The following is a 20,551-nucleotide window of genomic DNA, read 5'->3' on the forward strand; positions in this document are numbered from 1 at the left end:
TGTGCGCGGAAAACGACATCCTGCACCCGCGCGCCAGCTACGGCTACTGGAAGGCGGCGGGCGAGGGCAATGACCTTGTCCTGTTCGGCGAGGATGGCGCGACCGAGGTGGCGCGTTTCACCCTGCCCCGCCAGCCGCGTGAGGATGGCGCCTGCATAGCCGATTTCGTGCGCGATATTGACGATGCGCAGCGTGACGTGATCGGGCTGCAGGTCGTGACCGTGGGCCAGCAGGCTTCCGACCGGGCGCGTGAGTGGTTCGAGGCCGACCGTTACAAGGATTACCTCTACCTGCACGGCCTTTCGGTCGAGATGGCGGAAGCCATGGCGGAATACACCCACAAGCGCATGCGCGCCGAAATGGGCTTTGCCGCCGAGGATGACCGCGACATGGCGAAACTGCTGCAGCAGGGCTATCGCGGGTCGCGCTATTCATTCGGTTACCCCGCCTGCCCCCGGCTGGAGGAGCAGGAACCCATCCTGAAACTGCTGGATGCGGAAAAGATTGGTGTCTCCCTGAGTGACGGGTTCCAGCTCCACCCCGAGCAGTCCACCTCCGCGCTGGTCATTTTCAACCCGCAGGCCAAGTATTTCTCGATCTGAGGCATCGGGCGGAACACGGGATGGACCCTGAAATCCTCATGTTCCCTGTGTTCCGCCCCCCGGTCTGCCCTGTCACCGCCCGCATGGCGCATCTTCACGACCGGGTACGGTTTTTCACAACACGCACCATTCAGGTTCAGGACCGGCGCGCTTCTTTCCGGGTGTGCGGGGACATCATCATGACATTACGCAATACCGTTCCCGCATTACCTGACAATCCGGCCGTATAGACAGACCATATGAACGCGCAGCCCTGTTCCACCCCGTGCCTTGCCATTGTCGTACCCTGCTACAATGAATCAGAGATATTTCCCCTCTGCCTGACGGAACTGGGTGAGCGCCTGCGCGCCATGGCCGATAGCAGGCTGATCGGCCCGGAGAGTTACCTGTTATTCGTGGATGATGGCAGCTGGGACGATACATGGGCGCAGATCAGTGCCGCCAGCACGCAGTATGCCCATGTGCGTGGCCTCAAGCTCTCCTGCAACAAGGGGCATCAGGCGGCCCTGTTAAGCGGCCTTGCCCATGCGGACGGGGCGGACATCATTGTCAGTATTGATGCCGACCTGCAGGATGACACCAGCGCCATTGAAAAAATGGTGCGCGCCTATCTGGCCGGGCATGATGTTGTTTACGGTGTGCGGGCCAGCCGCCAGACCGACACGGCGTTCAAGCGCCTGACGGCGGAAACATTCTACCGGCTCATGAAGGCGATGGGTGTGCGGCAGGTTTTCAACCATGCCGATTTCCGCCTGCTGAGCCGCCGGGCGCGGGATGCGCTGATGGAATACCGTGAGCGGAACATCTACATTCGCGGCCTGATCCCGCTTATCGGCTTTCCATCGGCCGAGGTGCATTACGACCGCAAGGAACGCACGGCCGGGGTTTCCAAATATCCCCTGCACAAAATGATCGCACTGGCGCTGGAAGGCATTACTTCCATGACCGTCACGCCGCTGCGGCTGATTACGCTGGCGGGTTTCTGCATCAGCATCATATCCGTGCTGGCGATCATTGCGGTGCTGATAAACAAAATAGCGGGCAACCCGATACAGGGCTGGGCATCCGTTATTGTCGCCATTTTCTTTATTGGCGGAATACAGATGCTGAGCCTTGGGATCATCGGGGAATATATCGGGAAAATCTATCTGGAAACCAAGCAGCGCCCCCGCTCCCATATTGAGGAAAAAGAGGGCTTTGCGGAACGCACGCCCATTCCCACACGGGAATGAAAAATAGCATATCCAGAAATTATTTTATATGAGAACACGGCATGGAATATAGTTTGCGGAAATTCAGGGACACAATAAACAATAACAATATTCCATTTTTCCTGTTTATCTGCGCCCTGTGTTCTCTCAACTTCCTCCTGTACTACGTCCTTACGCCCTCCCATACATCCGTGGCGCGGAGTACATGCCAGTGGGACTGCTACTGGTACACGGATATTGTCAGGAACGGTTACGCCACCTTTCCCGTCCTGCATGACCCGCGGCGTCTGGCGCAGGCGGACTGGGCCTTTTTCCCGCTTTATCCTGCCCTGTCCCATATTGTGCAGGGCATTTTCCATATCGGCATCCTATGGGCGGAACTGGTTCCCAACCTGATATTGTGGCCCGTCCTGATCTATCTGTGCCACAGGGAAATGGCCGGGCGCGGCATTGTTGTGGACAGGATGGCTTTTGCCCTGTTCTGCGTCATATACCCGTTCAATGTCTGGTACACCGCCCAGTATTCGGAAGGCGTGTTTGGCGTTCTTCTTGTATCCGTGCTGCTGGCCATGCAGCGCCGGGCCATTCCATGGGCGGCGTTTTTCTGTTGCCTGCTCAGCCTGTCCCGCCCCACGGGCTTTGTCGCCTCGGCATTGATTGCCGGGTGGTGGACCATCCGGCAGGTGGACCTGAAAACCATATCTGCCACATGGAAAAACCTTCTCGCCCCCGTTCAGGAAAGCGCCCTGCTTTTGTCCGCCGCCGGGGCGGGGCTGTCCATTTACGTCTTCTACCTTTTGCACCTGACAGGTGACGGTTTTGCATTTTCCCATGTGGAAGTGGGATGGGGCAGGCATTTCAGGTTCCTGCCCGTTGGTCTCGTTCACGACATCAGACAGAAGCACGGCCCGGAATTTTTCATTTACTTCATCACCGCGTGCTATTTTTCCTATAAGATGGCCCGGATGAAATGGGGCATTGGCGCCCTGATCGTTTCCGTCACCCTGTTTCTCGCGGCATCCACGGGACTGCAATCCATTGAACGGTATGCGTTTTCCAACCCGCTGATGATGGAGTTCCTGGCTTTTCTTGTTCTTTCACGGTCACGCAGGATGCAGTGGGGAATCTTGACCGCCCTGTTCGTGCTGCATATCGTCATGATCGAACTATGGTTTCATCAGAAAATTATACTTATCTAAATGAAAAAATATACCATAATTTCAATAGTATTATTTGCCTTTGACATCTCGGCATTCGTCTGCGCGCTAAAGCCGGACGTATCGGGCGAATATCGGGATTATTACCTCAAACACACCATTACAAAACAGGACTACATCAACAGGGCGCGGGAAAAACAGCCCGCCTGCCAGCGGCCAGTAGTCGGTATGGGTGATACGTGCTGACCTGTTAACCGGGCTCTGTGGCCCTGCCCCTTGGCCTGTCATCCATGCATGGACCGGCCACATATTTTCCTATCGTCAAGCAGGCGCAAAAATCGTAGAATAGGCACATGATCAGATTTGATGATGTAACCAAGATCTATCATGCCCGCGGCGTGAATAAATGTGTGATGGACCACCAGTCCTTTACCATCGAGCGTGGCCAGTCCATTGGCGTGGTGGGCGTGAACGGTGCGGGCAAATCGACCCTGACCCGTATGATGGCCGGTATCGAATACCCGACCAGCGGCACGATCACCCGTGAAATGTCCGTTTCATGGCCACTGGGGTTTGGCGGCGCGTTCCAGGCCAGTCTGACCGGGGCGGACAACACGCGGTTCATCGCGCGCATCTATGGCCGCCCCATTGATGAGATGCTTGAATATGTCAACAACTTTGCCCGCCTGGGTCATTATTTCGATGCCCCGGTAAAGACATATTCCTCAGGTATGTCATCCCGCCTTGCCTTTGCGGTGTCACTCGCCATCAAGTTCGACTGCTATCTGGTCGATGAGGTCACGGCGGTGGGCGACCAGTCCTTCCGGACCCAGTGCCGTGAGGCGCTGATGGAACGGCGCGAACACGGCAGCCTGATCATGGTGTCACATGACCCCAACACGCTGCGTGAATACTGTGATTCGGGCGCGATCCTGTGTAACGGCCGCCTTACGTTTTACGACACGCTGGAAGACGCCATTACGGCTTCGCACAAGCTTTACCAATAGTTCCCGAAAAAATACATGAACATGGCTTTTTCATGTTCAACAAAAAATGCGGCTCCATAATGTAACCCGGCATTATGGGGCCTAATTATGCCCTGGCTTTATCTGTTGAACCGGGGCGGGTTCCGGTTGATCGTTTGTGTTCCACATAGTAAAGCTGTGGGGCATTATCCGTCTGGATACGCTGCCTTCAACATTACACGCCCCAGTAACAGCCAGAAGAAACCGTTTTTCCAGAATGTCAGTCCAGATCCCTGCCCTGTCGATGTTTTGCCGTGTCCTTGCCAGCCGCGGGAAAACTGTAGCCGCTGCCGGACAGGAGAGAATTCCAGCCAGCCATCCCGTATCCGGCGCATGCCGGTGGGCCATGGTTGCGGGCCTGCCGTTTCTTCTGTTGCAGGCGGGGTGCAACACACTTCCCAGCAGTGGTCCGGTCCAGTCACAGATCACAGCTCAGCAGAAAGACCCGAAAAAGAACTCGGTCGGCTTTCGCATCATTCCGGTAACACCCGAACTGGTCACCCTGCTGCATCAGGAACAGCCGCCCACGCTGGCATCGCTGGAATCAACCCCGTCCACCCCCAGCCAGAATGACCGGATCGGCCCGGGCGATGACCTGCAGATCTCCATCTATGAAATGGGAAACGGCCTGTTCAACGCGAGTAACGAGCAGCACAGCACCAGTTCATCGCAGGATCTGACAACATCAACCGGGATTGGTGGTTCCCCCACATCCGGCGCCACGGCCTCGGCGCTGCCCCCGGTCAGGGTCAATGCGGCGGGTAACATCGTGCTGCCCTATATTGGTGATGTCCATGTATCCGGCCTGACAACCACGCAGATTGCCGAACGCATCAGCGCGGGAATGAAGAAAATTTCCCGTGCACCGCAGGTTGTGGTCCGTACCACCAGCGACCTGACGAATTCCATCATCATTTACGGCGAAGTGACCCGTTCAGGCCGTGTGCCCCTGACCCCCAACAAGGAAAGGGTCCTTGATATTGTGGCACTGTCGGGCGGGGCGACCCATGCTGCCGAGGATACGCTGGTACAGTTGACCCGCGATGACCGTATCGTGCAGGCCCCCCTTAAAATCGTGGAAGATACGCCCGAGCAGAATATCCTGCTGCAATCAGGGGACAGGTTGCAGCTTTTGTACATGCCCCGGAACTTCACCGTATTTGGCGCCAGCGAAAAAATATCGGAAATCCCCTTTTCCACACCTGACCTGAGCCTTGCCGAGGGTCTGGCCCGTGTGGGCGGGCCATCGGATGGCCGCGCCGACCCGAACGCCGTCTATCTGTTCCGGTTTGAGGATCGGGCCATTGCGCAGAAGCTGAACATTCCGTCGGATACGGGTCAATCCACCGTGCCCATCGTCTATCAGCTTGATATGATGAACCCTGCGAATTACTTCCTGGCGCAGGATTTCCCCATGCGCAATCATGACCTTATTTACATCGCCAACGCGAAAATAAATAACTTCAACAAGTTCTTCAATCTGCTCAGCACGATTGTCAGCCCCGGCATCACCGCGGCTTACATGGCCAGGTAATACGTGAGCGGGCCGTCCATTTTCAGGTAATGCGCCCAGCCTTCTGGCTGGCAGGGCGCATGAAAAAACGATGGTCCCATGTAGGGAAGTTTTTGGTGAGGCTTTTTTCAAAAAGCTTCAGGAAATGCCGCCTTTTTGGAAAAAGGCGGCACCCGAAAACTTTTATTTTTCTTTATCAATAAGTTGTTTTCAAACAGCCTGTGAAAAAGACTTTCCCGGAAACTTCTTTATTTCCGGGCCAGCTTTGCAGGCGGTCCCGCAACCGTGGCTATGCCCGTCCGGTCGCGATGGCATCCGCAAAATCAATGCCCTTTGCCGCCTGGGCTGGCCAGTCGGCAAAGCCGAGGGTCGCGACTTCGGCAGGGGTTGGCCGGTGCGGCCGGGCCTGTGGCATATGCGCCAGTATGGCCTCGCGCCATCCGGGCCCATCCAGCGGGTCCAGATAGGTCGCCACATTACCCGCGACTTCCCTGAATACCGGCAGGTCACTGCATATGCACGGCACGCCAAGGGCCAAGGCTTCCGCTAGCGGCAGGCCGAACCCCTCCGCGAAGGAGGGGAAAAGCAGCCCCTGCGAGTGTTGCAGCAGAGTTACGACCTGCAGGTCCGACAGGTCGTTATGTTCAACGACATGACCACGCAACGCCGGGCAGCGTTCAAGCATGTCGATGATATTTTCATTTTCCCACCCCCGGCGTCCCACCAGTATGAGCTGCGGCGCGGCATCACCCATTTCGTGCACGAGATCGCGCCAGATGTTCAGCAGCAGGAGATGGTTCTTGCGCGGCTCGATGGTGCCAAGCGACACGAAATAGGGGCGTTCCTGCCGCGCGGCGGGCGTGGCTGCGACAGGTGCGGGCTGGAGCGCATGCAGGTGCAGGCCATGGGGAATGACCGTAACCGTTATGTCGCGCCCGGACCGGGTGACGAACGGCGCAAGCGAATCCGCCACAACCTGCGAAGGCACGATAACCCCCTGCGCCAGCGATGTTACGGTGGCAATGCGGCGCTGGTGCCGCGCGGGTTCCGCAGGCCGTGCATATTCAGGGAATTCCAGCGGGATCAGGTCATGGACCATGGGCACGAACACCGCTTTGTGCCGGCGTATGAAACGCGCAATGGCTTCGGGGCGATTCAGATGGTGGTGCGACAGCAGCAGGTAGATGCCCCCCGTCGCAACATTCCGGCGCGACAGGAGCGTGCGGGCAAATACCAGCCGCCGTGCGTTCCATGTTGCCGTCCGGGGGGATGTTTCCCGGCCATCCCACAGGGCCTCGGTCTGTTCGATGAATTCGATGACCTCGGCATGCTCCAGCATGCCGATATGCCCGAACGGATGCATTGCGACAAAAACCGTGCGCTGCGCTGCATGATCCAGCAGGTAACGGACATATTCCATTTCCACACGGTCAATGCCCGTGGGGACCGGGTTGCCCGCCCGTGAGAGCAGGCGCGAAACATCCATGAATATGGTTGGAAGACTGACTGGCACTATATCTCAGACCTTATCGTGCGTAACGACGCTTGACTGCACGATATAGGACGCCTGCTTTGTCGGCACACGCACGGATGACAGCGCGCGGCCCGTATCCGCCGCCTTTTTCCTGACCGGAATGATCCGTTCCGGCAGCACGGTTTTGCTCAGCCGCTTGAGAACGCCCGCCACAAGCTGGTTCTGCCCCTCTTCCGAAAAGAAGCCCCCGGCAATCAGGCAACGGTCAATCAGGACACGGCGGAAGGCATCGTACGTCGCCTTGTCAGGCGGTGTCGGCTTTGACCAGAAGGTGTCCAGATCAACCTGATCGGTAATTTCAGGAATGTCATAGACAGCCTCACCCAGCGTCAGGACCGGGATTCCCGATGCCAACGCCAGCGTGCCGGTCGTGCTGTTGATGGTGACAACACCCTGCGCGCGCTGCACCAGCAGGGCGATGTCACCCGTTTCAATGTAATAGACGCGATCGGCCACACCGTGCTCGCGCGCGATGTCCCCGATCAGGCTGCGCCAGTCCCGCAACCCGTTATCCAGCGGATGTTCCTTGATCAGCAGGACGGTCTCGGCAGGCGCATGGCTGGCGAAGGAACCGATCACGTAACGGATGGCCGGTTCCATGCCCGCGAAGCTAGAATGAAGGCGCACCTGCGCATCCGCATCCAGTTGCAGCGGGAATATCATGTACGGCCGGCCACTATCCGCAATGGCGTCCATGGCGGCCTGTGTCATGCTTTCCGCCGTCTTGCGGTTACGCAGGCGCTTGAGCCAGCCCATGCCTTCGGCCCATGGGTGCCAGGGGCGATAGTCCTTCCATTTACGGAAATACCAGCGGCTCAGGATATCGGCGGCGTTATAGGCGACCGCTTCGAGCGCCCTGCGCCGGAAGGAGGAGGGCACCGGCCGGTGCTCCGGTGCGGGCGGCAGGCGGGCGGCTTCGGCGCGGTACCATGCGGGGTCGCGCGGCAGGGTCGAATGGCCGTTCACCCCGCCGATTTCCAGCGTCACCCAGTCCGGGCGGATATATCCTTCCTCGAACACATGCACGGGAATGTGGCGGTGGCTGCACAGGGCGATCGCCGCGCGGTGCATGGGGCGGCAGTCACCAAACAGCATGACATCGGTAATTCCGTGCCGTTCGATCACATCGGCCAGAAAGGCGGGCCAGTGCGCGCCATCGCCCGTGTAATCAATCCCGTTCGGCAGCCGCCAGAACAGCTGGTCGCCACCGTTGAAGTTGATCTTGTAAACTTCATACCCCGATTGACGCAGGGCTTTGCCAACCCGGCGAAAAAAGGGTCCCATAAGGCCCTGAAGCAGGAGAAACCGCCGTGTCGCGGTTCCGGTCCTGGTGCGAGGATCGTGCATCAGGGTCTAGCCTTTCTTCATATCTTTAACATCGCGCGTTCCCGCACGGCCAAGCCAGCACTTCGCCCGGCCCTGTAATTCACGAACCGTCATTAAAAAGGTGGGCTGCCACAGCCGTACATCTTGAATTCTGTCAATCAGCATTTCAGGTTCACAGGGCAATCGGGTCACCGGATCAATATAGACCGGATAGAGGAGGAGGGTACCCGCCACAAGTTCCTCCAGTGTAAGGCTGCGTTGCCGCCGCGCGCGGGGAACCGGCCCCAGGTCCGTGGTCAGTCCCCACCCGGCATAGAACGGCGCGCCATAGGTCACGACACGCAACCCGCGCAGCAGGGCCTCGAACCCCGTAAGGGATGTGAGGGTGTGGACTTCATCCACCTGCGGCAGAAGGGCGGAAATGGCCCCGCCCCGGCTGATCTGGTCCACATATTTCCCCAGTTCCGAATCATCCAGTGCTCCGGCGCGGTGTCCCGCGTCAACATCAGGGTGTGGTCGATAGATGATGAATGCGTCGACATTTTGGGCACGCACTTCGCGCAGCAGGTCGAGGTTGCTGGCAATGCGCCCGCCCCCCAGCCGGACGGACATGTCATCACTCACCTGCCCAGGCACCAGTATGACACGCTGCCCCGGCGCCCGGCCCGGCAGGATCATGGGTGCCTGCGCGCCTGTTCCGACGCCATATTTGGAAATGCCACCGGCAACGATGCGCCTGATAAGCCCGCGCGCCCGCGCACACAGTTCCGCATCGAAACGCGCAGTCGCCAGAATATGTTCCAGGTCGCTGGGGCGGGAGGGATCGTAATAGATGCCCCGCCGGTCAAGGAAGATGGAGCACGGCACCTGCAACCCGCTGCCCAGGCCAACGGAACGGATGAACCCGTCTTCCACGCGCCAGACTTCAAGCCCTGTCTGGCCTGCCATTTCCTCCAGTCCCTCCGGCATGCGGGTTGCCCATACGGCCACCCCCCGCGTGGAGGCACCGCCCTTACGTGACGCCAACCGCCGAAGGGCCGCCGGACGGCGAATAAACGGGGGATGCCCCGGTGCGGTTGCAAACAGTTCCGCAATACGGCGGCGTTTCCACAGGGACATGCCCGCACAGGCGGCGATCTGCCGGTTGGACAGGATGGTCCGCCGCCACAGGTCGAGGGTCATGATGGCGTCGCGGCACCCCGTTTCCGCGCCGGTATAGGGGTTTATGTAGCGCGTGCCCGCAACCAGCCGCCGCCCGGCATCCGCTCGGGTCCATGGCCGGGGGGAAATATCCGACCCGTCATGCACAAGCACATCCAGACCACGCAGCGCGCCCAGATCAGCCAGGTCCGACGGGCCGGAGGCATAAACCCTGACCGCGCCATCAAGCAGCGTGTGCGGATCGGTCCGGCCGGACACCACCGCCACACCGTTGCGCCGCGCCACGCCAACGGCACGGCCATGCGGATGGGGGGCGACCAGCACGATCTCTGCCGCCGCATGGTGCCGAAGCGCCCATGACAGCAGCCTGCCGAGCCTTTCCTGACCACGCCCCGCATGTGTGCCACCATCACAGACCACGACCGGCCGTGTCAGCGGTGCAGCGGGAAGCCAGAAGGTGCCGCCAACACGTTTCGTGACGACAAGATCGGCCATCTCCGCCCATTGCGCTTCGGGCAGGGGTGCGGCGGTTATCGTGTAATCGGCACGCGACGTGGAAAGGGCGGGCATCCGGTCACGTAACGGGGGGGACCTCAGGACAGGAAGTATGGCGCCAGTTCTCAATAATTTCGTTCCATCCGGCGCATCTGCCTGCCTTTCCGACCTGCCGGCACAACGGTTCCGTGGTTACGTACGGGTAAAATTCGTTGTTATTATATGTCCGTTCGCCGGGGAAAGAGAAGGGCGGGGCCCCTGCTTTTTTAGCACAGCATCCAGAACCGGGCGGCGATGAGGTACAAAACCCGATGTTCAGGTAGATGACGGGCAGGAATTCATGGCGGCATGTTGCAAAATACTACACACAATTGAAATTGTTTAACGGAGACTTAACACCATGACCCCGTATATCGGCCCGCCCGTTTCCTGTTCTTTCCCGCATGAAAGAACCCGGGACTCCCAGGGCGCTTAAGACTGCGGGACATAGCCGGCGGGCCTTTCCCGCATGGAACCATTTCGAAAAAATAATCATTGTGAACAGCATTGTAGCAGCGGGAAACGATCCGATGAAAATAGCCCAGTGGATGCAGCAGTCAGGTGTCGCGTTTGGAACCAGCGGCGCGCGCGGCCTTGTCAGCGCGATGAAGGATTCGGTCTGCTTTGCCTATACGGTGGGTTATCTCAAACATCTCGCCGCCCTTGGTGAATTCGCGCCCGGCACGCAGGTCGCGATTGCGGGGGACCTGCGGCCCAGCACGCCGCGCATCATCCGCGCCTGTATCGCCGCGATCCGGTACATGAAGGGGGAGCCGGTCTTCTGCGGTTTCGTGCCCACGCCCGCGCTCTGCCTGCATGCCTTTGCACGCGGTATCCCCTCGCTCATGGTAACGGGCAGCCATATCCCGGCCGATCGCAACGGCATCAAATTCAACCGCGCGCATGGCGAATTCCTCAAATCCGATGAAGCGGCGATGCGCGAATGTGACGTTACCCTGCCCGATGGCTGGTTCGACGCCACGGGCGCACTCGTCACCCCGGTCGAAATGCCCAGGGTCACGGATGTCGTTCCCGCCTTTGTGGCGCGCTACCGTGATTTCTTTGGCCCTGATGCACTTTCGGGCCTGACGCTGGGCGTCTATCAGCACTCCGCCGTGGGGCGGGATGTGCTGGTGGAAATTATCGAGGCCCTTGGCGGCAAGGCCGTACCGCTGGGGCGGAGCGAAGCCTTCATCCCGGTCGATACCGAGGCCGTGCGGCCTGAAGACAGCGCCCTTGCGCGTGAATGGACGGCGGGTGGCGCGCTGGACGCCATTCTCACCACGGATGGGGATTCCGACCGCCCGCTGCTGGCCGACCGGGCCGGGAACTGGCTGCGTGGGGATGTGCTGGGCATCCTTGCCGCGCGTGCGCTCCATGCCGCCGCCGTCACCACGCCGGTCAGCAGCAACACGGCGCTGGAACAGGCCGGGTTTGCAAAAACCGTTCACCGCACCCGCATCGGCTCCCCCTTTGTCGTGGCCGCCATGACGGATGCCGCCCGGGCGGGCGATGTGCCTTCCGTCGGTTTTGAGGCCAATGGCGGCTTCCTGCTGGCCAGCGACATAAATCATGACGGGCGCACGCTGGCCGCCCTGCCAACACGTGATTCCGTGCTGCCCATGCTCTGCGCGCTTGTCGCGGCACGGGCGCGGGGCAATGACCTTGGCGCGCTGGTCAACACCCTGCCGCAACGCTTTACGCTGAGTGACCGGCTGGTGGAGATGCCAACCGCGCAAAGTCAGGCACGGCTTGCCCAACTGGCCAAAAACCCGGCCGGGGGCGCGGCCGAACTGGGCTTTACGGAAGCCTGTGGCCCGCTTTCGGGCGTGGATGAAACCGATGGCCTGCGCATGACCTTTGACAAAGGGGAGGTCATCCATCTCCGCCCATCGGGCAATGCGCCGGAACTGCGTGTCTATGTGGAGGCCGCCAGCCCCCAACGCGCGGCGGAATTGCTACAGACCGGCATGGACGCCGTCAGCACATGGCGGCACGCACCGCAATAAACCCGCACCCGGCGCGTACTGGACGCTCGACCCGTTTTGCCGGGCGGAATATGGTGCCCGCATGGGATTTGCGTCAGACCTCGGGTTCTCCATCGCCGTTTTCACGGCTGCACTATGCATAACATTCCTCATGGAACACCTGACGCGCCCGGTGGGGCGCAGCCTGTGGTCCGCCCCCCGGCTGGTTCTGCATGGGCTTGTCATGGCCGGGGTGTTCGGGTGGTGCGCGCTTGCCTCGGGGTCGGTATGGCTTTCCGCCTGCGTGATGGTGCTGGGGGTTCTGGTGGCGGTCATCGCCTCCAACATCAAGTTTTCCCTGCTGGGCGAACCATTGCTGTTCAGTGACGTGGTGGTGGCGCAGAGTTTCTTACGCAACCCGAAATTCTACCTGTTCTCCGTCCCCCTGCCCGCGCGGGTGGCGGTGGTCGCCATTGTGCTGCTGCTTCCGGCCCTGTTTGTTTATGTCGCCTGTCAGGGACTGCATGCGGGGGTACGGCTGGCGGGTGCGCTCATGGCTATTGGCGCATGGGCAGGGCTGCGACTGGTGCCAGCCGCCCGCTGGGCCCCCGTCCCCGCAGCCCGGGCGGATATTGCCCGTCTGGGCCTGATCGGTTCGCTCCAGCTCTACTGGCGGCGCTGGCAGGCGGAACCCGATGGCAAGCCACCGCCCCTCAACCCGTCGGCCCGGCCCGCGCGTGACATTGTGGTAGTGGTGCAGTGCGAATCCTTTGCCGACCCGCACAGGCTGGGTCTGGGCAGTAATGTCACGCTGCCGCCCATGCCCGGGCTGGAACATGCCCGCAGGATCGCATCCGCATGGGGCCGGCTGGAGGTCAGTGGCTTTGGCGCGTACACGATGCGGACCGAATACGGTGTCCTGTTCGGGCGCACGGAGGCTGAACTCGGCTTTCGTTATTTCGATCCGTTCCTGACCGCCGGGCGCGAAAAGACATTCGCCCTGCCCTACCGGCTGGGCCGCGCGGGTTATGAGACGGTGTTCATGCACCCCCATAATCTGGGCTTTTACAGCCGTGACCGCCTTATGCCCGCCATCGGGTTCGATCAGCTTGTGGGCGCGGAAGCCTTTGCGCATGCCCCCTCGTTTTCCATGCCCTATACCCCCGATTGCGACGTGGCGGACGCGGTCCTGCAACGGGTCAGCAACGCGACAGGGCCGTTATTCATCTATGTCGTGACGATGGAAAACCATGGCCCGTGGCCACAGGCCGAAGGTGGCGGGCTGGGCCACTACCTGCGGCACCTGCGCGGCAGCGACCGCATGCTGGACCGGCTGGCAAGGGGGCTGGAAGCAACGCAGCAGGCCGCAACACTGGTGTTCTTTGGCGACCATCGCCCCTCCATCCCCGGATCGGTTGTGCCGGGAGGGGAGCGCGATACCCCCTTTGTCGTGATTGATTTCCCGGTGGCGGGCGCCAGCCCTGTCGTGGGCGCGGAAAGCCTGACCCCTGCCGGGCTGCATGACGTGATCGAACGCCATGCCCTGGGCGGGGCTGCCTGACGCCTGTTTAAAAAGATTTCACCAGAAACTTTCCGGCAATTTCCGGTTTCGGGCCTTTAAGATAGGGGCGGGTTATGGCGCTGCATTCCCTTTCAGCCCCAGCGAATGATAGAAATTCACGAACCTTCGCCCCTGCTGTGCCGCTGAAAAGAAGGCGGCCCTTTCATATCCATCCGCCACCAGTCGCGTCCTGAGGGGATCATGGGGGTCATCACTATCCAGTGCTGCAATGCCGCGGGCAATATCGGCGGTGTCGGTCGGGTCAACCAGCATGGCCGCCCCCCCGGCCACTTCCTCGGTCGCCCCCCCGCGCGAGGTCAGGACCGGGGTGCCAAGCGCCATGGCCTCCACGATCGGCAGGCCAAACCCTTCGGCCAGCGAGGGCAGCAGCAGCGCGTGCGCATCCCGGATCGCCCGCAGCAGCGATGGCCGTTCACACCACTGCACCCGGCGCACCGGCGTCCGGCCCGGGGCGGTGCAGTCGGGCCGGTCATCCCCATCCGGCCCGATGATGACCAGCGGGCGCTGCGTGCCGCTTTGCGCGTGGGCGGCGATCAGGCGTTCGATATTCTTGCGCGCCTCGACCCGGCCCACGACCACAAGGCAGCCCGCCTCAGCCACGGGTGGGGCCTGCGCGATGGCCGGCAGGAGAGAGGCCGGAATATCGACAAGCTGGTAGAGATTGACCACACGTTCCGCCGGAAGGGAAAAATGGGCCAGTATTTCCTGCCGCGTGGTTTCGGACACCGTCACCACCATATCCATGGTGCGGAACAGCCGCTCCAGCGTGGCGCGGAAGCGTGGGCCGTCAATGCCGGTCAGGGCCGGACTGGTCAGGGGGATCAGGTCATGGACGGTGGTGATGTTCAGCGCACCCTCCAGCCGCAACGGCAGGGGCGATGTCCAGTGCATGACCCGGGGCGCGGCAGGTGCCCGCAATGTCATGAGCCTGCGCCATGTGGCATTGCGCACATGGGCCACGCGGTACACATCCGGGCAGAAGGGAGACGTATCCCCCATCACCTCCATGCCCGGCCGCAGGGCACGGGCGAAGCGGGCCAGTTTGCGCAGCATCCCGCCCGCAGGGGGAGGCGGCTGGCCGGGTGCATGGTCCAGCAGGCAGGCCGCCCCGATCCCGCCCGCATTCAGGCTGTCCAGCAGGCCCTGCGCATAGGTGGCGATCCCGGTGCCGCCCGGCCTGCCGATATTGCGGCCATCAACCCAAACGGGTACAGGGCATGGCGGGACGGACATGGACGATAACATCCCACCACTATCTATGGGAAATCTGGCAAATGGAAAAGAATGCGTCTATGGTGAAAAGACGTATGGTATTTTGCCTTCCATTCGCAGGGTTTTGATTTTTCATGGCAACTTTTTCCATTCCCAAGCTATAGGGGCGGAAAAGCAGCCTTCAAGCAGGGTACAATGTCAGCAGGAGATGTGTCATGATATTGGCTCGGTCTTATTAATGCCATGAATTGTGGAACAGGTTTAATACAGTCAAGAAATAATGCCCGTAGGAAATGGGAATATGGCACATCAGCAAAAATCGCATGATGAAATTCCCGTCCGGCTGTTCCAGAACGCGTTTCTCGAACGACTGACGCAGGTTTCCTTCCAGACCTTCATATCGGTCTGGTCGGTGGTGCTGGCTGTCGTCCTGATCGTGGATGCCAGGCACAGTCACTCAGCGGGGAGTTTCATCCTTGATACGGGCATCGGGCTGGCAATCTGGTTCGTCATGGAATACCTGCTGCACCGCTTCCTGTTCCATCTCCGCCTCCGGTCGGATATGGGCCAGAAGCTGATCTTCCTGATCCATGGCAACCATCACCTCCAGCCCAACCACCCGCTGCGCAACCTGATGCCGCTGAGCGTATCCGTCCCGCTGGGGGCGGCGGTATGGGGCATTGGCGTCCTGACCGGCGGCATGGCGACCGGCGGCAGCATTGCCGGGGGGTTTATCCTGGGCTATGTCGGGTACGACATCGTGCATTACGCATGCCATCAGTTTCCCATGAAGCTTTCGGTGCTGCGCGCGATCAAGAAGCACCATATCCAGCATCACTGCGTGGAGCCGGAGGCGAATTTCGCCATTACCGCCATTTTCCTTGACCGGGTATTCGGCACCAAGCTGCGCCGGGGTCAGTAAATTCCGGGGCGGTGGGTTCCCCCGCTTTTCCGGCATCCTTCCCTCCCACCGGGATTTGTTGACCGGCGGGGGAAATGGTGTCCATCATCACACCATGTCACCTCCCCGTCACACACCGTCCGACCAGCCGGGTGCGACCCATGCGCTTGGCCGTCTTTATGACCGGTTACGCCGGACCCGCAACCGTGCCACGACGGACCAGGCAGACAGCCGCCGCAGCGGGCGGGACTTTGCCTGCGCGGCTGAAAAATGCGTGGTCGATCTCATGACGGCGGAGCGCCCCGAGCTTGTCCGCCACAGCGCCGACGTGCTGACCCACCTGCTGGAAATCTGGGCGGAGCACGATGTCGATGCGGAGGATGTGTGGGTCGAACTGGACCGCCGCACCCGTATGGGCAACCTGCTCCTTGCCCTCAACATGGCCGAACGCCGCTCCATCCCGGCGGGCACGCGCAGGCGGCCATGGAAAATCCGCACCACAAAACTGCCCTGAAGCCGGGCGCATGGCCCGCCGGGATGGCTGGACTCCGTTTTTTGGCCTATGCGCTGGGGCGGCCCGGTGGCATAAGCTGGCCGCTGGCGGAACAGCAGGGAATATCGCGACAGATGACCGGGTCCATGCCCGTTGCAGGCCAACCGGCAGCAGCCATCCTGTCCGGCACGCATGAACTGGATTGACATCATAGCCATCGCCATTGTCGGCCTGTCGGCAATCGTGGGCGGGGTGCGCGGCTTCTCGCGTGAGGTGCTGGGCCTGGCCGCCTGGGTCATGGCCACGGTGCTGGCGGTTGCATGGTATGGCGCGCTGGTGCCCTATGCCAGCCAGTGGATCAGCAACCACACGCTGGCCGCAGTCGCATCCTTTGTCGTGCTGTTTCTCTTCCTTCTTGTCATTTTCACCACCACTGCCCATCTGTCAGGGCGGGCGGTGCAGGGGTCCATCCTGTCGGGACTGGACAGCGTGCTGGGCCTGCTGTTCGGGCTGGCGCGCGGTTATATCTGCCTTGTCATCCTGTATGGTGGCATAACCGCCCTCGTGCCCCGGGCCGAATGGCCCGAAGTGATGCGCACCAGCCGGATTGTTCCCCTTATCGGCAACAACATGGGCTATCTGCAGGCGCTCACGCCCGATAACTTTCGCGCGCATCTTGCGCAACCCGCCGGGACGCGGCATGACGCGCCCATCTGAACCTTTCGTCGGTACCCGCCGCCCCCGTCCGTCAAGGAAAGATCGCTGACCATGTCCCGTCCCTGTTTCCGTGCAGTTTCCGGCAATCCCGCACCGCAGCCCGAACGCGATGACATCGCCGCACAGTGGCGGCATGATGATGACAAGCCACATGAGGAATGTGGTGTCTTTGGCGTATGGAACACCAAGGATGCCGCCGCCCTGACGGCGCTGGGCCTGCATGCGCTCCAGCATCGCGGGCAGGAAGCCACCGGCATCGTGTCCTATGATGGCGAACGCTTCCACACCCACAAGGGGCTGGGGCTGGTGGGCGACGTGTTTGGCGATTCCCGCGTCATGGCCACGCTGCCCGGCCACTGCGCGGTTGGCCATAACCGCTACGCCACCACGGGTGCGACGCTGATCCGCAACGTGCAGCCGCTTTTTGCCGATTTCGAGTTCGGTGGTCTCGCCGTCGCCCATAACGGCAACCTGACCAACGCCGAGACCCTGCGCAAGGCACTGGTGCGGCGCGGCTGCATCTTCCAGTCCACCACGGATAGCGAGGTGTTCATCCACCTCATCGCCATATCGCTCTACGCCAATGTGGTGGACCGGCTGATCGACGCGCTCAAGCAGGTGCTGGGCGCGTATTCGCTCATCGCCATGTCGCGTGAGGCGCTGATCGGCGTGCGTGACCCGCTGGGCGTGCGCCCGCTGATCCTTGGCCAGATCCGCGAGGAAGACGGCACGACCGGCGCATGGGTGCTGGCCAGCGAGACCTGTGCGCTCGACATCGTGGGCGCCGAGTTCGTGCGCGATGTCCAGCCCGGTGAGATCGTGATCATCAATGACGATGGCATCCGCTCGGTCCATCCCTTCGGCACCACGCAGTCGCGCTTCTGCGTGTTTGAATACATCTATTTCGCCCGGCCCGATTCCGTCATGAATGGCAAGGCCGTGTATGACACCCGCAAGCAGATCGGCGTGGAACTGGCGCGTGAAAGCGCGGTGGAAGCCGATGTGATCGTGCCGGTGCCGGATTCGGGCGTGCCCTCGGCCATGGGCTTCGCCGCCGAAAGCGGGATACCCTTCGAGCTGGGCATCATCCGCAACCATTATGTCGGCCGCACCTTCATCGAACCGACTGACCAGATCCGCAACCTGGGCGTCAAGCTGAAGCATTCCACCAACCGCCCGGTGCTGGATGGCAAGCGCGTCGTGCTGGTCGATGATTCCATCGTGCGCGGCACGACATCACGCAAGATCGTGGACATGGTGCGCGCGGCGGGCGCGAAGGAAGTGCACATGCGCATCTCCTCGCCGCCCACCACCCATTCGTGCTTCTACGGCATCGACACACCCGAACGCAGCCAGCTTCTTGCCGCCCAGCACAGCCTTGATGAAATGGCCAAGCTGATCGGTGTGGACAGCCTTGCCTTCATCTCCTTCGACGGGCTGTACCGCGCGCTGGGCTACAAGGACCGCCAGGCCGCATGCAACCGCTACTGCGATGCCTGCTTCACTGGCGATTACCCGATTGAACTGGTGGATTACGAAGCCGAGCATCACCCCGAGCCTGCATGAACCACGCCCCCACCAGCCCTGACCTGCGCGGGCGCGTCGCCCTTGTAACCGGGGCCAGTCGCGGTATCGGACAGGCGGTGGCCGTGGCACTGGCGCGCGCGGGCGCGCGGTGCATCGTAGTCGCGCGCACGCAGGGCGGGCTGGAACAGACCGATGACCTGATCCGCCAGCATACGGGGCAGGAAGCCATCCTGCTGCCGCTGGACCTGACGGATGGCGAGCGCCTCGACACACTCGGCCCCTCCATCGCGGCGCGTGAGGGCGGGCTGGACATCATGGTCCATTGCGCGGGCGCGCTGGGCGTCCTGTCCCCCCTGCCCCATATCCGCCCGCAGGACCTGGCCGCCGCCATGCAGGCTGGTCCCCTGACCACATGGCGGCTGATCCGCACACTCGGCCCGCTGCTTGAACGCGCCCCCGCCGGGCGGGCGGTCTTCCTGACCGACCGCCACGCCCGCCATCCCACACCATTCTGGGGCATGGTGGCGGCAACACGCGCAGCGCAGGATGCGCTGGTGATGACATGGGTGCGTGAACTGCCGCAGGGCAGCCCGCTACGGATCAACCTGTTTGAACCCGGCATGGTCGCGACCCGCCTGCGCAGGCTGGCCATGCCCGCGCTGGACATGGCCAGCCTGCCCACGCCCGAGGCCATCGCCCCACGGATCGTGCGCCTGTGCCTGCCGGGTTCCCAGCCGCAGGGCGCGTATGTGCAGGCAGACACCATGCAGGAGATACGGGCATGAGCAAGGCCACCCCCGCCACCACGGCGCTGGAAAAGGCGGGCGTCACCTTTGACGTTGTTGAATACGAATATGATCCCACCGCCGCGCAGACCGGCAACCATGCCGCCGCCGCCATAGGCGAGGCGCCGGAACGGGTGTTCAAGACACTCATGGTCATGGTGGATGGCCGCCCGGCCTGCGTGGTGGTGCCGGTCGCCGCCACACTCAGCATGAAAAAGGTGGCCGCAGCCTTTGGCGGCAAGTCAGCCGAGATGATGCAGCCCGCCGCTGCCGAGCGGAGCACGGGCTTCCGCGTGGGGGGCATCAGCCCCTTTGGCCAGCGCCGCCGGGTGCGCACGGCACTGGCACGTGAAGCGCTGGCCCAGCCCTCGGTCGTCATAAATGGGGGGAAACGTGGGTATCTGGTCCGCCTTTCCGCCGCCGATGCCGTTGCGGCAACCGGGGCGATCACGGCGGACCTGCTGGCCTGAAATCCCGCCCGGCGCTGGATGCGCGGCGGGCGGACAGGCCCGTGCGGTACTAGTCGCCGCCGTTATCCGCGGGCGGCTGGAAGGGCATGACGGGGTACTTGCCGCTCTTGGCAATATCTTCGGGGTCTTCCGTAGGCCCGGGCAGATAGACCGAAGGCAGCGCCTGGTTGAGGTAGGTCACGACCTGATCGCTGATATCAAGGCTGTTGTCATGCAGCGCGGCGGTCCCGGCCTGCAGCACCATGGTCATGCCACGGGCGGCGGCGATGGCGCTGACGATCTGCTGCATCTCACGCTGGACCTGGTTGAGCGCGACCTGCGCGTCTTCTTCCAGAATCCGGTTGCGGTTGCCGAACTTAGTGCGGTCGGCCATCACGCGCTTCTGCAGATCCTGCTGCTGTTCGGGTGTCGGGGCCTTGCCCGCCTTGATGATGGACTGGCGCAGCGCCTGAAGCTGGCTGTCCTCGGCGCGGACATCACGCACCAGCGCCTCACGCCGCGCACCAAGCTCGGTCTGGAGCTTCTGCACCGCCAGCGACTGCGCCATGATCTGCTGCGTGTTGAAAATGCCGATAACAGGCGCGGCAGGCCGGGAGCCAGCGGGCAGCGGCTTGAATTCCGGCACCGGCGGCATGGGCAGGATGGGGCTGCTCTGCTGCTGGCCGCCCGCATCCTGTGCCATGGCAAGGGCCGGGGTCAGGGCCAGAGCCAACCCACAAAACGCGCCGCGCAGCCGCGCGTGTCCGATCCGGGCCATAATGCTGCTGGGCATACCTGTCATCATCAGATCCATTATTGTTCTGCTACTGTCATTTCTTGCGTAGCGGATCGTAT

At 61.7% G+C, this 20,551-nt stretch carries 20 protein-coding genes; 15 read left to right on the forward strand and 5 right to left on the reverse strand.

Features of this window, described 5'->3' with window-relative positions; genetic code table 11:
• The 5 genes from DY926_RS11500 to DY926_RS11525 all read left to right on the forward strand — a co-directional run.
• A partial coding sequence (locus DY926_RS11500) for a vitamin B12 dependent-methionine synthase activation domain-containing protein (RefSeq protein WP_274541802.1) occupies window positions 1-602 on the forward strand: 602 nt, incomplete at its 5' end.
• 239 nt (window positions 603-841) lie between these two features.
• Complete coding sequence (locus DY926_RS11505) at window positions 842-1,834, forward strand: glycosyltransferase family 2 protein (RefSeq protein ID WP_116703503.1); 993 nt, start codon at window positions 842-844, stop codon at window positions 1,832-1,834.
• A gap of 170 nt (window positions 1,835-2,004) precedes the next feature.
• A complete protein-coding gene (locus DY926_RS11510; RefSeq protein ID WP_241503180.1) occupies window positions 2,005-3,012 on the forward strand; it encodes a hypothetical protein in 1,008 nt (335 codons plus the stop codon).
• A 311-nt stretch (window positions 3,013-3,323) separates the two neighbouring features.
• Window positions 3,324-3,977 carry an ABC transporter ATP-binding protein gene (locus tag DY926_RS11520; RefSeq protein ID WP_116703506.1) on the forward strand — a complete coding sequence of 218 codons (654 nt, stop codon included), beginning with the start codon at window positions 3,324-3,326 and terminating at the stop codon, window positions 3,975-3,977.
• A 364-nt stretch (window positions 3,978-4,341) separates the two neighbouring features.
• A complete protein-coding gene (locus DY926_RS11525) occupies window positions 4,342-5,529 on the forward strand; it encodes a polysaccharide biosynthesis/export family protein (protein ID WP_116703507.1) in 1,188 nt (395 codons plus the stop codon).
• 268 nt (window positions 5,530-5,797) lie between these two features.
• Here the strand turns inward: DY926_RS11525 and DY926_RS11530 are convergent, their stop codons facing one another.
• From DY926_RS11530 to DY926_RS11540, 3 genes are read right to left on the reverse strand one after another with little or no spacing between them, the layout of a single operon-like run.
• Window positions 5,798-7,021 (reverse strand): glycosyltransferase family 4 protein, encoded by a 1,224-nt coding sequence (locus tag DY926_RS11530; RefSeq protein ID WP_241503181.1) that lies wholly within the window; start codon window positions 7,019-7,021, stop codon window positions 5,798-5,800.
• A gap of 6 nt (window positions 7,022-7,027) precedes the next feature.
• On the reverse strand, window positions 7,028-8,389 hold the full coding sequence (locus DY926_RS11535) for a capsule biosynthesis protein (protein WP_186336154.1): 1,362 nt from the start codon (window positions 8,387-8,389) through the stop codon (window positions 7,028-7,030).
• Window positions 8,390-8,395: 6 nt separating this feature from the next.
• The gene (locus DY926_RS11540) at window positions 8,396-10,099 is read right to left on the reverse strand and encodes a capsular polysaccharide export protein, LipB/KpsS family (RefSeq protein ID WP_116703510.1); all 1,704 of its coding nucleotides are present in this window, start codon (window positions 10,097-10,099) and stop codon (window positions 8,396-8,398) included.
• 512 nt (window positions 10,100-10,611) lie between these two features.
• Here DY926_RS11540 and DY926_RS11545 point away from each other — a divergent pair.
• Window positions 10,612-12,072 (forward strand): phosphomannomutase, encoded by a 1,461-nt coding sequence (locus DY926_RS11545; RefSeq protein WP_186336155.1) that lies wholly within the window; start codon window positions 10,612-10,614, stop codon window positions 12,070-12,072.
• Between the two features lie 61 nt (window positions 12,073-12,133).
• Window positions 12,134-13,591: an LTA synthase family protein gene (locus tag DY926_RS11550; protein WP_158551972.1), complete on the forward strand. Its 1,458-nt coding sequence runs from the start codon at window positions 12,134-12,136 to the stop codon at window positions 13,589-13,591.
• Between the two features lie 72 nt (window positions 13,592-13,663).
• Here DY926_RS11550 and DY926_RS11555 read toward each other — a convergent pair whose 3' ends face one another.
• Window positions 13,664-14,845, reverse strand: a complete 1,182-nt coding sequence (locus DY926_RS11555) for a glycosyltransferase family 4 protein (RefSeq protein WP_241503182.1) — start codon at window positions 14,843-14,845, stop codon at window positions 13,664-13,666.
• On the opposite strand from DY926_RS11555, the gene DY926_RS17025 reads away from it, so the two are divergent.
• From DY926_RS17025 to ybaK, 8 genes are all read left to right on the forward strand, one after another.
• Window positions 14,844-15,071 (forward strand): hypothetical protein, encoded by a 228-nt coding sequence (locus DY926_RS17025; protein ID WP_148707769.1) that lies wholly within the window; start codon window positions 14,844-14,846, stop codon window positions 15,069-15,071. The genes DY926_RS11555 and DY926_RS17025 overlap by 2 nt on opposite strands.
• 54 nt (window positions 15,072-15,125) lie before the next feature.
• Window positions 15,126-15,746 carry a sterol desaturase family protein gene (locus tag DY926_RS11560; protein ID WP_116703513.1) on the forward strand — a complete coding sequence of 207 codons (621 nt, stop codon included), beginning with the start codon at window positions 15,126-15,128 and terminating at the stop codon, window positions 15,744-15,746.
• Between the two features lie 94 nt (window positions 15,747-15,840).
• Window positions 15,841-16,239 (forward strand): phosphoribosyl-ATP pyrophosphatase, encoded by a 399-nt coding sequence (locus DY926_RS11565; protein ID WP_116703514.1) that lies wholly within the window; start codon window positions 15,841-15,843, stop codon window positions 16,237-16,239.
• A gap of 23 nt (window positions 16,240-16,262) precedes the next feature.
• On the forward strand, window positions 16,263-16,424 hold the full coding sequence (locus DY926_RS17315) for a hypothetical protein (RefSeq protein ID WP_158551975.1): 162 nt from the start codon (window positions 16,263-16,265) through the stop codon (window positions 16,422-16,424).
• Window positions 16,411-16,935 carry a CvpA family protein gene (locus tag DY926_RS11570; RefSeq protein WP_116703515.1) on the forward strand — a complete coding sequence of 175 codons (525 nt, stop codon included), beginning with the start codon at window positions 16,411-16,413 and terminating at the stop codon, window positions 16,933-16,935. Before DY926_RS17315 ends, DY926_RS11570 begins: the two co-directional genes overlap by 14 nt.
• Before the next feature lie 51 nt (window positions 16,936-16,986).
• The gene (purF, locus tag DY926_RS11575) at window positions 16,987-18,501 is read left to right on the forward strand and encodes an amidophosphoribosyltransferase (protein WP_116703516.1); all 1,515 of its coding nucleotides are present in this window, start codon (window positions 16,987-16,989) and stop codon (window positions 18,499-18,501) included.
• The gene (locus DY926_RS11580) at window positions 18,498-19,247 is read left to right on the forward strand and encodes an SDR family NAD(P)-dependent oxidoreductase (protein WP_116703517.1); all 750 of its coding nucleotides are present in this window, start codon (window positions 18,498-18,500) and stop codon (window positions 19,245-19,247) included. Before purF ends, DY926_RS11580 begins: the two co-directional genes overlap by 4 nt.
• Entirely contained in the window at window positions 19,244-19,717 is a 474-nt protein-coding gene (gene ybaK, locus DY926_RS11585; protein ID WP_116703518.1) for a Cys-tRNA(Pro) deacylase, read from the forward strand. The genes DY926_RS11580 and ybaK overlap by 4 nt, the downstream gene beginning before the upstream one ends.
• 49 nt (window positions 19,718-19,766) lie before the next feature.
• Here ybaK and DY926_RS11590 read toward each other — a convergent pair whose 3' ends face one another.
• Window positions 19,767-20,489 carry an OmpH family outer membrane protein gene (locus DY926_RS11590; protein WP_116703528.1) on the reverse strand — a complete coding sequence of 241 codons (723 nt, stop codon included), beginning with the start codon at window positions 20,487-20,489 and terminating at the stop codon, window positions 19,767-19,769.
• Between the last annotated feature and the right edge of the window lie 62 nt (window positions 20,490-20,551).

Source organism: Komagataeibacter melaceti, assembly GCF_003403295.1.
GTDB classification, from domain to species: Bacteria; Pseudomonadota; Alphaproteobacteria; order Acetobacterales; family Acetobacteraceae; genus Komagataeibacter; species Komagataeibacter melaceti.